General features: G+C 36.0%; 12 protein-coding genes and 2 pseudogenes. 6 read left to right on the top strand and 8 right to left on the bottom strand.

The genetic code is table 11. The features are described 5' to 3' along the window. Positions 1-52 precede the first annotated feature (52 nt). A complete protein-coding gene (gene guaB, locus LA20249_RS07930; RefSeq protein ID WP_057737381.1) occupies positions 53-1531 on the top strand; it encodes an IMP dehydrogenase in 1479 nt (492 codons plus the stop codon). A 73-nt stretch (positions 1532-1604) separates the two neighbouring features. Here guaB and LA20249_RS07925 read toward each other — a convergent pair. The 3 genes and pseudogenes from LA20249_RS07925 to LA20249_RS07915 form a co-directional block, all read right to left on the bottom strand. Next, positions 1605-2611, bottom strand: a pseudogene (locus tag LA20249_RS07925) (lipoate--protein ligase). A gap of 97 nt (positions 2612-2708) precedes the next feature. After that, positions 2709-3647 carry an AEC family transporter gene (locus LA20249_RS07920; RefSeq protein WP_057737379.1) on the bottom strand — a complete coding sequence of 313 codons (939 nt, stop codon included), beginning with the start codon at positions 3645-3647 and terminating at the stop codon, positions 2709-2711. Between the two features lie 83 nt (positions 3648-3730). Then, positions 3731-4324, bottom strand: a complete 594-nt coding sequence (locus LA20249_RS07915; RefSeq protein ID WP_057737378.1) for a TetR/AcrR family transcriptional regulator — start codon at positions 4322-4324, stop codon at positions 3731-3733. 165 nt (positions 4325-4489) lie between these two features. On the opposite strand from LA20249_RS07915, the gene LA20249_RS07910 reads away from it, so the two are divergent. From LA20249_RS07910 to LA20249_RS07900, 3 genes are all read left to right on the top strand, one after another. Continuing rightward, positions 4490-7741, top strand: a complete 3252-nt coding sequence (locus LA20249_RS07910) for an MMPL family transporter (protein ID WP_057737376.1) — start codon at positions 4490-4492, stop codon at positions 7739-7741. 165 nt (positions 7742-7906) lie between these two features. Continuing rightward, positions 7907-8197 (top strand): hypothetical protein, encoded by a 291-nt coding sequence (locus LA20249_RS07905; RefSeq protein ID WP_057737375.1) that lies wholly within the window; start codon positions 7907-7909, stop codon positions 8195-8197. Between the two features lie 129 nt (positions 8198-8326). Beyond that, on the top strand, positions 8327-8974 hold the full coding sequence (locus tag LA20249_RS07900) for a nitroreductase family protein (protein ID WP_101836890.1): 648 nt from the start codon (positions 8327-8329) through the stop codon (positions 8972-8974). An 84-nt stretch (positions 8975-9058) separates the two neighbouring features. On the opposite strand, the gene LA20249_RS07895 is transcribed toward LA20249_RS07900, so the two are convergent. Beyond that, the gene (locus LA20249_RS07895; protein WP_057737371.1) at positions 9059-10441 is read right to left on the bottom strand and encodes an amino acid permease; all 1383 of its coding nucleotides are present in this window, start codon (positions 10439-10441) and stop codon (positions 9059-9061) included. Positions 10442-10646: 205 nt separating this feature from the next. Here LA20249_RS07895 and LA20249_RS11675 point away from each other — a divergent pair, with 205 nt between their 5' ends. Beyond that, positions 10647-10784 (top strand): hypothetical protein, encoded by a 138-nt coding sequence (locus LA20249_RS11675; RefSeq protein WP_157054425.1) that lies wholly within the window; start codon positions 10647-10649, stop codon positions 10782-10784. A 572-nt stretch (positions 10785-11356) separates the two neighbouring features. Here LA20249_RS11675 and LA20249_RS07890 read toward each other — a convergent pair. Then, complete coding sequence (locus tag LA20249_RS07890; protein ID WP_057737369.1) at positions 11357-11842, bottom strand: hypothetical protein; 486 nt, start codon at positions 11840-11842, stop codon at positions 11357-11359. A 412-nt stretch (positions 11843-12254) separates the two neighbouring features. On the opposite strand from LA20249_RS07890, the pseudogene LA20249_RS12115 reads away from it, so the two are divergent. After that, positions 12255-12359, top strand: a pseudogene (locus LA20249_RS12115) (IS30 family transposase); the annotation flags it as partial. A 77-nt stretch (positions 12360-12436) separates the two neighbouring features. On the opposite strand, the gene LA20249_RS07880 reads toward LA20249_RS12115, so the two are convergent. From LA20249_RS07880 to trpX, 3 genes are read right to left on the bottom strand one after another with little or no spacing between them, the layout of a single operon-like run. After that, positions 12437-13186 (bottom strand): ABC transporter ATP-binding protein, encoded by a 750-nt coding sequence (locus LA20249_RS07880; RefSeq protein ID WP_057737366.1) that lies wholly within the window; start codon positions 13184-13186, stop codon positions 12437-12439. Beyond that, the gene (locus tag LA20249_RS07875; RefSeq protein WP_057737364.1) at positions 13183-14073 is read right to left on the bottom strand and encodes an ABC transporter permease; all 891 of its coding nucleotides are present in this window, start codon (positions 14071-14073) and stop codon (positions 13183-13185) included. The genes LA20249_RS07880 and LA20249_RS07875 overlap by 4 nt, the downstream gene beginning before the upstream one ends. Then, complete coding sequence (trpX, locus tag LA20249_RS07870) at positions 14070-15077, bottom strand: tryptophan ABC transporter substrate-binding protein (RefSeq protein WP_057737362.1); 1008 nt, start codon at positions 15075-15077, stop codon at positions 14070-14072. The genes LA20249_RS07875 and trpX overlap by 4 nt, the downstream gene beginning before the upstream one ends. Positions 15078-15106 lie beyond the last annotated feature (29 nt).

The raw sequence follows: 15106 nt of genomic DNA, 5'->3' as shown, positions 1-15106 counted from the left end.
GTATAAATTTTACCCAAATAATTAGGTAAAACAAATAACTAGGAGGAATATCATGTCGGCATGGGATACAAAATTTGATAAAAAGGGATTCACGTTTGATGATGTTTTATTAATACCAGCAGAGAGTCATGTTTTACCAAATGAGGTAGATTTATCAGTTCAATTAGCTAAAAATATTAAGTTAAATACACCAATCTTGAGTGCAAGTATGGATACAGTTACTGAAGCTCCAATGGCAATTGCCATGGCCCGTCAGGGTGGTTTAGGTGTTATTCACAAGAACATGAGTATTGAACAACAAGCCGATGAGGTTTCAAAAGTTAAACGTTCTGAAAATGGCGTTATTATCGACCCAATTTATTTAACAGCCGATGATGAAGTTAGTAAAGCAGAGAAATTGATGAGTACTTACCGTATTAGTGGCGTTCCAATTGTTACTAATACAACTGATTTGAAATTAGTCGGAATTATTACTAATAGAGATTTACGTTTTATTACTGATTATTCAGTAAAAATTGGTACCGTTATGACTAGTGAAGAATTAATCACCGCACCAGTAGGTACTTCTCTCAAAGAAGCAGAACAAATTCTTCAAGAACACAAGATCGAGAAATTACCATTGATCGACAAGAATGGCCGCTTAGGTGGTTTAGTAACAATTAAGGATATTGAAAAAGTTAAAGAGTTCCCTAATGCTGCTAAGGATAAGTATGGTAGATTGTTGGTTGCTGCAGCCGTTGGTGTCACAAGCGATACATTTGAACGTGCTGAGGCACTTTTAGACGCTGGTGCTGATGCTATTATTATTGATACAGCCCATGGTCATTCTGCTGGTGTATTAAGAAAAATTTCAGAAATCAGAGACAAGTTCCCAGAAGCTACTTTGATTGCAGGAAATGTTGCCACAGCTGAAGGTACGAAAGCACTTTATGATGCTGGTGTCGATGTTGTTAAAGTTGGTATTGGACCAGGTTCAATTTGTACGACTAGAATCGTTGCTGGTGTTGGGGTTCCTCAATTGACAGCCGTATATGACGCTGCTGGCGTTGCACACGAATATGGTAAGACAATCATCGCTGATGGTGGTATCAAGTATTCGGGTGACATGGTTAAGGCTTTGGCAGGTGGTGGTAACGCCGTTATGCTTGGCTCAATGTTAGCTGGAACTGATGAAGCACCGGGACAATTTGAAATTTATCAAGGTCGTCGTTTTAAGACTTATCGTGGAATGGGCAGTTTGGCAGCCATGTCACACGGATCATCTGATCGCTACTTCCAAAGTGGCGTTAATGAGGCCAACAAATTAGTTCCAGAAGGAATTGAAGGTCGTGTTGCCGCAAAGGGTGCCGTGGGCGATGTAATCTATCAAATGCTTGGTGGTCTACGTTCAGGTATGGGTTATGTTGGAGCTCATAACTTGAAAGAATTACAGGATGCCCAATTTGTTCAAATTTCTAATGCTGGTTTGAAAGAATCGCATCCACATGATGTAACTATTACTAAAGAAGCTCCTAATTATTCAGTTAAATAATTTACCGTTATAACGATAAAAAGACTAGTATGACAACTATTAAATGGTTGTTATACTAGTCTTTTTTTCATTTTTATGATAAAAGTAAATCGACCAAAGCTTGTGGCTGTATTTTACCTAGGTTAGCCTCTAAATCAACTTTTTCAAGCGCAGAAGTTAAACCATCGTTGGTGAATTCAGCACCTAGCAATGACTTTTCAATCAAAGTGATGTCACCGCCAGTAATGAAGTCACCGTAAATTTTAATGTTGGAAATTTTATTATCTTTCAAAGAGAAATTGAAGGCAACTGTTCCAATATCAAAATGTTTGGAAACGTAGTTAGTGAATCCGGGGTTCTTACCGTAATTCCAAGCGTCTGTATCGTATTTATCTTTCAAGCGGGAATCAATAATTTCCCAATCGTGATCAGTTAGTTTATATGTTTTAATATCAGAAAGCTTATCAACTTTAAAAATGCGTTTTAAAAGTTCATCTTTAAACTCGACGGGTGACATACTTCTAAATGGTTCATCGAGATAAGGTTTGATATTAGTGATACGTTTGTTAACGGACTTAACACCCTTTGATTCCAGTTTATCTTTTTCAGGTGTGAGGACTTTGCTAGCGGTGTCCATGTCAAGATCAAACATTAAAGTTCCACCAGCAGCAAAGGAGTCGCCAACTTTAAACATAGTCATACCGGAGAACTTCTTATCGTCGACAACAATATCGTTTCTACCACGCATCTCAACTGTTTTAGCACCCATATCGTGGAGTGCGTCGATTATGCATAATCAGCGAAGTGATCGTCGTTACCAATGACAATATTTTCGAAAATAAAATTGCCGTAATCGTGATAGACGGCGCCACCACCAGAAGTTCTTCTGACTAGTTGTAGTTTCTTTTTCTTAAGATAGGGTAAGTTTACTTCAGCATAAGCATTTTGATTAACACCGATGATTACAGAAGGATTGTTGACATAAAGAATAAGTCCGTGTCCTTCCAGTCTTAAATCGTTAACTAGGTAGTTATCTAGCGATTGATTGACAATTGCATCATAAACTGGTTTGCCATTTCTGGATGTATCAATAAAAAACATAAAATTCACTCCTTCATCACAACTTTATATCAACATTGTAAGCCTTTTCTGGGTGTGAGGAAATAAACTTTGTGAAAAAATCCAGAGAGGTAAATAGTTATTTTATAAGCACCATAATAATAGGGACAACAATTAAACTTAATAGGGTTGTTTCGGTAACCATAATGGCGGCGTAATTAGAGTCAGCGTGATAAAGTTTGGCAACAACTGGAGCATTTGTCATTACAGGCATGGCAGCTTGAACGATAAAAACTTGTCTCATTAATGGGGTAGCAGGAATAAATAAGAAGAGTGCAGCCATTAATAGTGGTGCACAGATGAATCTTCCTACTAGAATAGCAACATTGTCTTTGTGAAAGGAAATATTCTTTAAACCGGCGTTATAAATTGAAATACCGATGAAAATCATCGACAATGGAATAGTTAAATTGCCGAGATATTCAAAGTCTGACATTAAGAACTTCGGCAACTGAATGTGCAACATAACTAAGATAAGTCCGATGATAAATCCTAGTAATGGTGGTGAAAAAATTTTCTTCAAAGTGGTTTTGAGTTTGAATTTACCCTTTATTTCACCATCCATTTGAATTAAATAAGTTCCCAATGTCCAAAAGAAAGTCGTGTTAGCCATGTAATAAACTAAGACGTAAGGAAGACTCTTTTCACCAAACAAAGCCATATTAACGGGTAGTCCGACGAAGACAGTGTTCGAATTGAAAAACATAGAGGAGAAGAGCCCTTTATGCTTGGGATCAATCTTTAAGATTTTGATTAATATAATAGAAACAAAAATCAAAATCGTCATCGAAAGAACCGGAATCGCCAAGTCAGGTAACAATTTGATCAATTTTTCAGCAGTAAAATCTTTGGTGATCGTTGAGATCATATAAGTTGGAAGTGCGACTTGCGTGACCAATCTGGCAATCAGTTTAGTTGAGTTCTCCGAGAACCAACCTAGGTGGGTTAAACCGTAACCTACAGCAATTAAAACAATAATTATTAGTATTCCTTGAATACTAGAGAAAAAAACACCCATAAGAAGACACCCTTCAGTTCAATATATAAGTCCCATAATACTCTTTTTTCAAAGAATGGAAAAAGGGTCAACCATTTTCATAATTATTCAGGGTTATCTTCTAAGTAAATGGGGCCTGACAATAGTTCACTCAAGTAATTCTCAGCTTCTTCAAGGGAGACTTTGTGTTGTCCCAAATAGATCCACTTCAATACCTCTAAAATTGTAGAGCTACAATGTTGAGCAACTAACTCCGTAGGGGTTTGAATGGCTTTCAAATTAAGATTTGATTTGATAGAAGTATAAATAATTTGTGTAAAATAGCGAATAAAATGATTGACCAAGGGACTGTCGATGGGATTATTCTCAATAATACTCAAAAGAAGAGATTGATAACTATTAAATAGTTTATAAATTTGGGCAAAAGCTTCTTTAATGGTTGCCCGATTTAGATGCACATCATTCACGTTCAAATGAATATCTTGAGCTATTTTGAACCAACAAAAATTCAATAAATCAAATTTATCATCAAAATAATTATAAAAAGTGGCTCGTGGATAGTCAGCACGCTGGCAAAGTGCATTTATTGTAATTTTATCAAAAGGTTTCTCCGCTAAGGATTTAAACATAGCGGCCGCAAAGGCTCTTTGGGTGCGTTGAATTCCTCTTGATTGTTTTTGATTCGGATTATATTTCAAATGTAAGCGCCTCGATTTTTGACAATTTTCATAAAATGTCAATTATTAGACAAACTCCAAGACTTGTCTCTTGCTCTATTTCGTATTTAACCTTATCATTACCTTTGTATTTTTACAACTGTCCAAGTATGGATATCTGATTTCGATTAAGGGAATGTGATTATAATGAATGATTTTCGCAAGAAACAATGGCCAGCGTTAATTGCATGGATCGTAGTGGTTCTTATAGCAATTGTGGCTATGCCTAATGTCTCGGCGTTAGTTCGAGAAAATGGGGGTATACAGTTACCTAGCACCGTTGAAAGTGAGGTAGCTAATAAGATTCAGAAAAAAGCTAACAATAATAAGTCAGTTCGTACATATACGGCTGTCTTTAGCAATCACAATAGTAAGCTTTCTTCTAGTCAATCAAGTGATATTGAGAGTACGTTAGACGATCTTGAGGACCAATCAGGTTTGGACGTAACAAATATCATGGGTCCAAGCGATAACGCCGAAACTCGGAAACAGTTAATTTCTAAGGATAAAACGACGCAATTGGCTCAAATAACGGTTAAGGAAAATGGAACCGTTAAGCATCAAGTTAATGCTTTGAATAAGCAGTTGAAAGTATCAGGAATCAAAACCTACATTACTGGTGTTGATCCGTTGAACGATGATTTCTCAACTGTAACGGAAAAAGGTATTCAAAAGACTGAAGTAATTGCGATTATCTTTATCTTCATTGTATTGATCTTGGTATTCCGTTCTCCAATCGTACCTATTATTTCGCTGCTAAATGTTGGTGTAGCCTTCATTACCAGTTTAAGTATCGTAATGAATTTGGCCCAGCATGTAGGATTTCCAATTTCTAACTTTACCCAAGTCTTTCTAGTGGTTGTCTTGTTTGGTATTGGTACGGATTACAATATCCTACTGTATGATTACTTTAAGGGAGCGCTGGCAGACGGACTAGATCCGGTAGAAGCTATGCGCTCGACGCGAAAACATGGTGGTAGAACAGTGCTTTATTCAGGACTTTCAGTTCTGATTGGATTCTCAGTTCTATGGTTAGCTAAGTTCTCGTTCTATCAGAGTGCTTCCGCTGTTGCTATTGGTGTTCTAGTATTATTGCCAGTTCTATTGACATTGAACATGTTCTTTATGGCAACACTTGGACCAAAACTATTCTGGCCAAGTAAGATTTCTAGCGGTAGTAGTTCAAGTCGTTTATGGCATGGATTATCTAAGGCCGCTTTAGCTCAACCAGCCATCGTGTTGGTAGTCATCGCTGCTTTAGCAATTCCATTTGCTTTAACTATGAATGGTGATTTGAACTTTAATAACGCTGATGAATTACCAAGCAGCTATCAGTCAAAAGCTGGTTACGAAGTAATTCAAGATCATTTCTCTAAAGGTATGACAGCTCCAATAACTGTTTATATTAAAAATGACAGTAAATTAAATACTCAATCTAAGTTAGCTGCAATTGATCAATTGACACAATACGTTCAAAAAGAAGACGGCGTTAAAACTGTTGCTTCTGTAACTGAACCCGGTGGCAATAAGATCAGTTCCATGTACTTGGGTGATCAGTTGAAGACAATTACTAAGGGATTGGATACTTCTAAGAAGGGTCTAAATAAGATTAAATCTGGTTTGGATGATGCCAATACTCAATTAAGTAATGCTAATATCAGTGGCAGTATGAGTCAGGTTCAGGAATTAGCTGATGGAACTCAAGAATTAGCTAGTGGGACTCAACAACTACAATCTGGTATTAATAGCTACACAGCAGGTGTTTCAAGTGCCAATTCAGGTGCTCAACAACTTGCATCTGGTAGTAGTCAAGCAGCTTCTGGTGCCAATACGCTTTCATCAAGTAGCCAAACATTATCTTCTGGTGCTAGTCAAGTAGCCAGCGGTTCCAATCAATTGGCTTCTAGTGTAAGCAGTGCCTCAGCTAGTTTGCCTACCTTATCTAGTCAAGTTCAACAATTGAATTCTGGTAGTCAAACTTTAGCTACACAAATGAATCAATTGACTACAGCAGTTAATCAATTAAGACCATTGCTTGCACAAATGCAAGGATCTAATGCCATTTCACAAATGACAAATGGCCAATTGAGTACGAGTCAGATTGCTACATTAGTAAGCAGCATTAATCAATTAAACAGCGGTACTTCAACCTTAAATGGTGGTATCAGTCAATTTACAAGTGCATTGCCTGGAATGACTAGTCAAATCAGTCAATTATCTAGTGCTACGCAAACTCTAGCTTCTGGTGCAAACCAAGTCGCTAGTGGTGCAAGTCAATTGGCTTCTGGTGCTGGAACTTTAGCTAGTGCTAACTCACAACTTGCTAGTGGTGCAAGTACCTTAGCTAGTGGTACAAGTACTCTGGATTCTTCAAGTTCAACTTTGAATAGCGGTGCAAGTACAGTTTCATCCGCTAGTCAACAAGTTAATACTGGTGTTCAAACTCTAAATACTAAGCTTCAAGCAATGTCTTCACAAGTTGATCAATTGCAAAGTGGTTTAGGGGATGCCTCAGATGGATTAGCTAGTTTGTCTGAAGGTAACGATACAATGAATCAATATTTGACAGAGTTACGTAAGTCATATATTGGAAAAGATTTCTACTTACCTAAGTCTACGATTAAATCTAAGACCTTTAAGCCAGCTCTAGATACATATATGGCTGACAACAACAAGATCACAACGATGACAGTTGTCTTGAAGGGTGATCCAAATTCAACTAAAGCTAATACTCAATTCAAACGTCTTCAAAAAGATATCAAGGCTCAAGTTAAGCATGGTGCTTTAGGCGATGCTCAAATAGCTATTGGTGGTCAAACATCACAAGATAATGATTTGAGAACCTTAGCTAATGGCGATTTCCAAAGAACAGCCATTATCATGTTAATTGGTATTGGAATTGCTTTGATCGTCGTTATCCAATCGTTATTGCAACCAATGATGATTATCGGTACTTTGTTAGCAGCTTATGCAATTTCCATGAGCTTAACACGTATCATTTCCGCTACCTTCTTAGGTAGACCATTATTGAGTTGGAATACACCATTCTTCACATTCATTATGTTGATGGCCTTAGGTGTCGACTACAGTATCTTCTTGATGATTCGTTATAAGGATGATCACGATGATGCCGAGTTGAAGAATCAAATGTTACGAGCCGCTACAGCAATCGGTGCAGTTGTTATCAGTGCCGCAATTATTCTAAGTGGTACCTTCGCTGCTTTGATTCCTAGTGGTGTTACAACATTGATTCAAGTTGCCCTAGGTGTAATTATCGGATTAGTCGCCTTAGTCTTCTTACTTCCATTAACACTTTCCAGTGTAATCAGTTTGACTGAATTCCACGAAATGCGTGAACACGGACTTAAGACTAGTAAAAATAAGGATAAAAAAGAATAATCCCTATTAGTAAAAAAGACTCGATGTAGATGATTTCTACGTTGAGTCTTTTTGAATATGTTAATTAAAGAAAAAATTATACTTGAAATATTAAAATAGAAATCACACAATGAAAGCGTAACCATAATGATGGTTTGTCCAAATAAAAAATGAGGGAGAATTAAGATGAATGAGAAAAAAGTTCCAAAAGTAGTATCAGTTAACTTATTACCCAATTTTTATTTAAAGGTTGATTATGAAGATGGATCAATTCGTTATGCAAAGGGCAGTATGTACTATACTGAGACGCATTTATTTGAAAAGGGTGCTGTTCCTTATGGTGGATTACTCACATTGACACCTGCTTGGTATTGGATAGGCCCTGAAGTAAAGCTGCGTGATAATAATAGTTTTGTAGTAAATGGAAAAGAGTACGATGGCAACAAAGTCTTTGAAGATAATGTGAGACATTTCTAATACTTAGTACTTTTTAGATTTTATTTATAATCTTTAGTTGATTAGCCGGATATTTCGCTTGTGAATACGTTTACATAGTCTGCTTGAAACGGTAAAATTAAGTATGATGAATATTAGGAGATGAAATTAATGGATGAAACAAAGAATTTAGTTAATAATGATTTTAAAGATATTATGTTCGATCGCCATTCATATAGAAAGTTTCAAAGTGATGTAAAGATTCCTCGTGAGGAAATCTCAGAAATGCTCGAAGAGACAATCACAGCTCCTTCAGCTTGCAACCTCCAGTCATGGCATTTCGTCGTTTGTGACGATGAAGAAGGGAAGAAGAAAGCACATTCAGTTATGATGCCCTTCAATTACCCACAGACTGATAGTAGTTCAGCTGTTATTTTCGTTTTAGGTGATACACAATCACATTACAAGTATCGTGATGTTTGGAATAAGGCTTGTGAGAATGGTCAAATTAGTCCCGAGGAACGTGACAAAGTCTTTAAGACGTTCTTGCCATTGTACGAACACGCTGATAGAAGTTTCCTTGAAAAAGACGCTACAATCGACGGCAGTATGGCCGCAATGCAATTATTACTAGTTGCACGTGCTCACGGTTATGAAGCAAATCCAATGTCAGGTTATGATTTCGGTAAAATTGCTTCAACCTTTGGTTTGGATAGTGAAAGATTTATTCCAGTTACAGCCGTTGCTATTGGTAAACCAGAAGGTGACTATACTAAGTCAGTTCGTTATAACGTTAAAGATGTTACTGATTTTATGTAAGAGAGCGGAATATAACATTCAGTTTTCGAGTATTAAGATAAATAGACTAAGGTAATCAAAGTACGATTACCTTAGTCTATTTTTTTACACATGTGCTCGACGGTTTTTTCGATGTTCTTTTAAGAAGTAAATGAGGGTCATGACAACTAAGAAGACAACCCCTACTAATAGAGAAACAGTTGTTTCCGGATTTAAGAACATAAAGATTAAGATAATTATTAAAGCTATAATAGCTAAATAATTACTAATAGGAAAGAGTGGCATTTTGAAAGGATGATCCTTCATTTTTTCTTTGTTGATTTTTCTAAAACGTAATTCGCTAAAGAGGATAACGAACCAAGGAACCATACCAGGTAAGACACTGGAACTATAAACAATGACAAAAATATTGTTAGATGTATGCAGTAACAGTGGCAGTGAATAATTCAAAATCAAACCTAAAAGAATTCCAATAGATATTGTTAAAACAGGAATATAAGGTACGTTATGACGGGATAATTTCGTAAATGATTTAGGTAAATGCTTTTCTAATCCTAGTGTATAAAGCATACGACTCGAGCTGAAAATACCAGAATTGCAACCAGACATAGCAGCCGTTAACATGACAAAATTGATGATTTCAGCAGCAAAAGTGATTCCAACTTTAGCAAACGTTTCAACAAATGGTGATCCGATAGTCCCCAGCTTATTCCAAGGATAAATTGCTACGATAACAAATATAGCACCAATATAGAAGATTAAAATACGTCCAACGATTGAACGAATGGCTTTGACAATATTCTCTTGAGGATTTTCAGCTTCCCCAGCAGTAATTCCGATGACTTCAATTCCTTGATAGGAAGCAACGACGATTGATAGAGCAAAGATGAATCCTTTCAAACCGCCGGTAAAGAAGCCACCATGTGTCCAAAGATTGCTAATACCGACAGGATGACCGTGATTACCAACTCCAAATACGATAACGAAGAACCCTAAAATAATCATCATGATAATAGTTAAGACTTTGATTAAAGCAAACCAAAATTCCAATTCTCCGTAAGCTTTAACCGATGAAAGGTTGGCTAAGCATAACGTTACAACGACTACAACACCAGCAATCCACTTGGGCATAGTTGGAAACCAAAATTCCAGATAAGTTCCTACCGCAATAACCTCACTGATGCCGACGACCAAGTATTGGAAGACGTTACTCCAGGCCGTCAAAAAACCGACAACGGGATGAAGATACTCTGTAGCATACTTGGCAAACGATCCAGTTGATGGATCAACGTAAAGCATCTCTCCTAAAGCACGCATAACCATATATAAGATTAAACCTGCTAATCCATAGGCTAGTAAGACTGAAGGACCAGTCCATTTTATAGTTGAAGCGGACCCCATAAATAGACCCACACCAATAGTTCCTCCCAAAGCAATCATTTGCATTTGTCGAGAGGATAAACTACGACTTAAATTTTCCTTTGCCATATTGACCTCAATTCTTTTGTTCATTATTAATGAACAGATGTGTTATGAACATGGAATATATGATAACGCAGTCACAAGTAATTGTCATCTCTTTTTTCAACTTAGAATGAGACACTGATTGATCTCGGCAATGAGTTATCGAGCTTTCTCAATTGACGTACTTAAAAGCGTACATCATAATAACTTGAAAAGTGGAGATAATACAATGCAAAGATCATTAAACCCAATTCAAGCAACATTATATCTCATGAATGATGGTACTCTGGATAAGGTACATAAAGCCGAGGAAGATGATTCAGGATTTATTGATATTACAGACGGCGTAAATTGGGACGAAGTATAGTAGGTACTTACAAAGTAAAATTTAAAAGATCTTCCAAAAATGATTTAAGGAAAATAAAGCAAAATAATCTTAGGGATAAGTCTAATGAATTAATAAAGAAGCTAGTTGGTCGGAGGGTATCCAGTATTCTATCCGGCTAATTCTTTTGATTTTCTCAATTTTTCACAGGATTCATAGTTAGAGTTAAAAATTGTACCTATTTTTAAAATATGAAATATGCTCTCAACCACTGCTTTATTCAAATTTGACCATAATTAACTCCCTTGGTTTGGTTTCATGTCCGAACTAGTTCACTTCACTAATTAAATAATTGATAAATGGCTCCACGATCAAATTGTGATAAAGTAGATATGCTCATAGTAATGTTTCCTTCATGGTCTGTTTAGTCACTAACCATTGTAAAGCATTTACTATGGGTATTTTTTGCTTAGGCGTTCGGATTAATTTTACAATTTACGGTTATTAAAAACATCCTTCTGATTGAATCGAAGGATGTTTTTAATTAAGAAAATATCCACTAATATTACTTTAGTGACTATTACTTACTATATTATAATGACATTTAATTGATCCTAAAATACAATAAATGACACTCCAGATACAATTCCAGATGCAACCTTTCTATTCACACCTAAACTAACTAATGAATCAGTCAATCCCATTTTAAAACTCTGAACAGTCCCGTTAAATTTTAAGACTTGTTTTGCAATCCAAACATCTGATGCAGACTTACCAGCTCTCTTTAAAGCCAATTTAATAGCTTGTTTTGCCAACCAACCTTTCCATCTTGGACTTGGTGTGTTTTGAAATTGTATAGCATCATTTAACCAACTGATTTGATCTGAAGGTGAGATATTATATTCAGAAACGAATGCTTGAAATTCAGTTTGTTTATTTTCTGGTAATTGATTTAAAAGTTCATCAATTTCGTTACTATTTGAATCTGAAGAAGTAATCTCCGTAGCAGCATCCACTGTTAACGTTTCAGAAATAGAACCACTAAATAATGTTACTACGCTCATTGATAATAATATTGATTTATAAATTCTTGACTTCATAATTTTCCCCGTGTTTATAATTGGTACACGGGTACAATAACAAGGGTGAAATAAAAATGCAAAAAGCCGTCTTTAACTTTCTATATAATGCACTAGAATATTTAATGATATTTTTAATCAGCTATGTAATAATTTGTTTACTAATTGCCACCTTCAAAACACTGATAGATTGGGTAATAAAGAAACAAAAGGGAACTTTTAGAAAAAATTTTTTGAATAATTTTTTAAAGATTTTAGATCCGTCAAAATGGATTTATTTATTTTTTTAAATATTTTTCATAATACTTCCTTTGGCGAATTTTATAATCAAGTTAGCCATCTTAAGAAAAAATAAATAAAAGAACACCAAGACGTAAAAAATCAGGTATCATTGGAGTTCCTACACTAACAATGAAAGAAGATTTTCGCCTTGATGCTAGAACAGGATACCATAAAAAGAACAAAAGGACAGCACTTAACTGAGATTGAACGCGGAGAAATTGCTTTATTGCACGATCCCAATTACTCAAATCGTCAAAATCGAGTAGAAGGTGATTGATTGTTACCTCTTACTCGATTAGCCCAAAAAAGTTCTAAGTTGTTTAGCAGTTTGTTTCAGAAATATTGTAGTAAATCTTTTTCCTTTAGTTTGTCTTTTTCGGATTGATCAAGATCAAGAATTATTTTTCCTTTTTTCAAAACAATCAAGCGATTGCCATAGTTCATAGCGTCGGAGAGGTCGTGTGTGATCATCATGCAGGTCAGTTCTTTTTCCAAAATAACTTTATTAGTTAATTCCATTAAGTCTTTACTTGTCTGAGGGTCCAGAGCTGCTGTGTGTTCGTCTAATAACAATAACTCGGGTTTTTGAATGATTGCCATCAGAAAACTTAATGTCTGTCTTTGACCTCCAGAGAGTTTCTCAGTGAAAGTATTCAAACGATTATCTAAGGTAGGTAAATTGGAGATTAATTTTTGAAATTCAGGAAGATTTTCCTTTAGGTGGCGTAAATACAATCGTCTTGGTAGTCCACGGCGTTTTGCTAAAAGTAGATTTTCAGCAACGGTCATTCGTGGTGCTGTCCCCGATTTTGGATCTTGGTAGACGCGACTGATATTACGACTGCGTTTAGCCAAATTCTCATCAGTAATATCTTTGCCGTTCAATAAAATTTTTCCTGAAGTTAGTTCATTGGTTCCAGTGATGGCATCCATTAAAGTTGATTTACCAGCTCCATTTGTCCCTAAGACGACTAGAAAATCTTTAGGATTAATAGATAAATTAATGTCATTGAGAATATTCAAATTTTCGTCATCATTATAGATAGTTTTGACAGCATGTTTAATTTCTAGTAATGGTTTCATTTTGTCTTGACCCCGTTTCTCATAGTTTTTAGGAATTGTTCACGAATAGTTGGTAGGGCAAGGCAAAGTGCCAAAATAATTGCCGAAATCAATTTTAAATCGTTGGTATTGAAACCTAATTGTAGAACGATCATCAAAATTAGACGGTAGACGATACTACCAATGACAATGGTAATCAAGCGAATGCTTAGTGGTACATCGGGATAGATTACCTCACCGATAATAATGGCGGAAAGTCCGATAACGATGACGCCGATTCCCATGTTAACGTCCGCAAAACCATTCTGTTGGGCAATTAATCCTCCGGTTAAAGCGACGATACCATTTGAGACCATCAATCCAATAAACTTCATAACAGTAGTATTGATACCAAGGGATGCGGCCATAGTTTCGTTGTCGCCTGTAGCGATAACGGCTTGGCCTTTTTCGGTATTTAGAAAAATGATTAATAAGAAAATAATTATCGTTATAACGATAACGCCAAGAATGATTCCATTGAAATTAGTGGGTAATTTGTCTAAGCCAAATTCATTGAAAATATTGTTGGATTTAGTTAAAGACATATTAGCCTTACCCAAAATCCTCAAATTGATAGAGTACATAGCGGTCATAGTTAAAATTCCGGCTAAAAGAATTGGTACGTTTAATTTTGCATAAAGAAAAGCTGTGGCAAATCCGGCTAAACAACCGAAGACAAAAGCCATGAAAAGCGCTAAAAGTGTTGAATGTCCTTGTTGAATCAAACTTACTGCTGTTACGGCGCCAAGTGGAAAACTTCCTTCAACGGTCATATCAGGAAAATCTAGGATTCGAAAAGTTATAAATAAGCCGATAGCCATTATGGACCAGATGAAGCCCTGACTGATAGTAGATACGATTAAATTCATTTGATTATTTGTCCTTTCTTTTGAGCTTCTTTAATAAGTGAGTTGGAAAATTGAATATTTAATTTCTTAGCCATTTTTTCATTTAAGATAAGATGCCCTTTTTGCATAAAGGTAACTGGCGTAGTAGCGGTCTTTTCTTTTCCTTGGAGAATTCTAACTACATGTTCACCAGTTTTTTCTCCGAGTTCATATTGACTCAAACCAACCGTAGCTAAACCGCCATCCTTAACCATGGTAGTTGCTGCAGGGAAAACAGCTTTATTTTGTTTTGCAGCAATGGAAGTCAATAATTTCATACCGCTGGCTACAGTGTTATCAGTTGGAACATAAATAGTTTGCGATTTTTCAATCAACGATGAGGCAACTTGTTGAATGTCATTAACTGAATTAATACTGGATATCTCTACCTTAATTCCTTGTTGTGAAGCCAGTTTCTTCATTTTTTTCATTTGACTAGTTGCTGAAGCATCGCTGGAAGTATAAATAATACCGATAGTTTTTAAATTTGGAATAACTTGTTTCATTAAATTTAATTGGGCTTTTAATGGTGCTTGATCGGAGACACCTGTAATATTTCCGCCCGGTTTTTTATTGTTTGAGATAATACCGGCTCCTTCAGGATCGGTTACCGCCCCCATAACGATTGGTGTTTTGCTGGTAGCATTTTTAAGTGATTGAACTGATGGTGTGGCGATTCCTACTGCTACGTCAACGTTATCTTGCACAAACTGCTTACTGATAGTTCTTAGATTACTTTGGTCGTTTTGAGCATTTTGAAACTCAATTTTAATATTTTTGCCATTGATATAGCCGTGCTTTTTCAAGGTATCGTTGATTCCTTTATTGATTTGGTCCAAAGCTGGATGCGACATTAATTGCAAGATTCCTACTTTAGGAATGGCATTTTGCTTCTTTGCATCGGTATGTCCGGTATAAAAGAAAGCAAAGACTAAAAAAGCAGTTAAAGCAACTAAGGTTATGTAAAGTCTTCTCGTATGTTTCATCGTTAAATTCCCCCAAATTAAAAAGGCAA

Source organism: Companilactobacillus alimentarius DSM 20249 (genome assembly GCF_002849895.1).
In the GTDB taxonomy this organism is placed as follows: Bacteria; Bacillota; Bacilli; order Lactobacillales; family Lactobacillaceae; genus Companilactobacillus; species Companilactobacillus alimentarius.
The sequence above is the reverse complement of the archived record's forward strand: the minus strand, read 5'-3'. Positions and strand labels throughout refer to the sequence as shown.

Bases quoted from the DNA above. Each gene is read 5' to 3' on its own strand.
- guaB (WP_057737381.1), top strand. From the start codon at position 53: ATGTCGGCATGGGATACAAAATTTGATAAAAAGGGATTCACGTTTGAT.
- LA20249_RS07920 (WP_057737379.1), bottom strand. From the start codon at position 3,647: ATGGGTGTTTTTTTCTCTAGTATTCAAGGAATACTAATAATTATTGTT.
- LA20249_RS07910 (WP_057737376.1), top strand. From the start codon at position 4,490: ATGAATGATTTTCGCAAGAAACAATGGCCAGCGTTAATTGCATGGATC.
- LA20249_RS07905 (WP_057737375.1), top strand. From the start codon at position 7,907: ATGAATGAGAAAAAAGTTCCAAAAGTAGTATCAGTTAACTTATTACCC.
- LA20249_RS07900 (WP_101836890.1), top strand. From the start codon at position 8,327: ATGGATGAAACAAAGAATTTAGTTAATAATGATTTTAAAGATATTATG.
- LA20249_RS07895 (WP_057737371.1), bottom strand. From the start codon at position 10,441: ATGGCAAAGGAAAATTTAAGTCGTAGTTTATCCTCTCGACAAATGCAA.
- LA20249_RS11675 (WP_157054425.1), top strand. From the start codon at position 10,647: ATGCAAAGATCATTAAACCCAATTCAAGCAACATTATATCTCATGAAT.
- LA20249_RS07890 (WP_057737369.1), bottom strand. From the start codon at position 11,842: ATGAAGTCAAGAATTTATAAATCAATATTATTATCAATGAGCGTAGTA.
- LA20249_RS07880 (WP_057737366.1), bottom strand. From the start codon at position 13,186: ATGAAACCATTACTAGAAATTAAACATGCTGTCAAAACTATCTATAAT.
- LA20249_RS07875 (WP_057737364.1), bottom strand. From the start codon at position 14,073: ATGAATTTAATCGTATCTACTATCAGTCAGGGCTTCATCTGGTCCATA.
- trpX (WP_057737362.1), bottom strand. From the start codon at position 15,077: ATGAAACATACGAGAAGACTTTACATAACCTTAGTTGCTTTAACTGCT.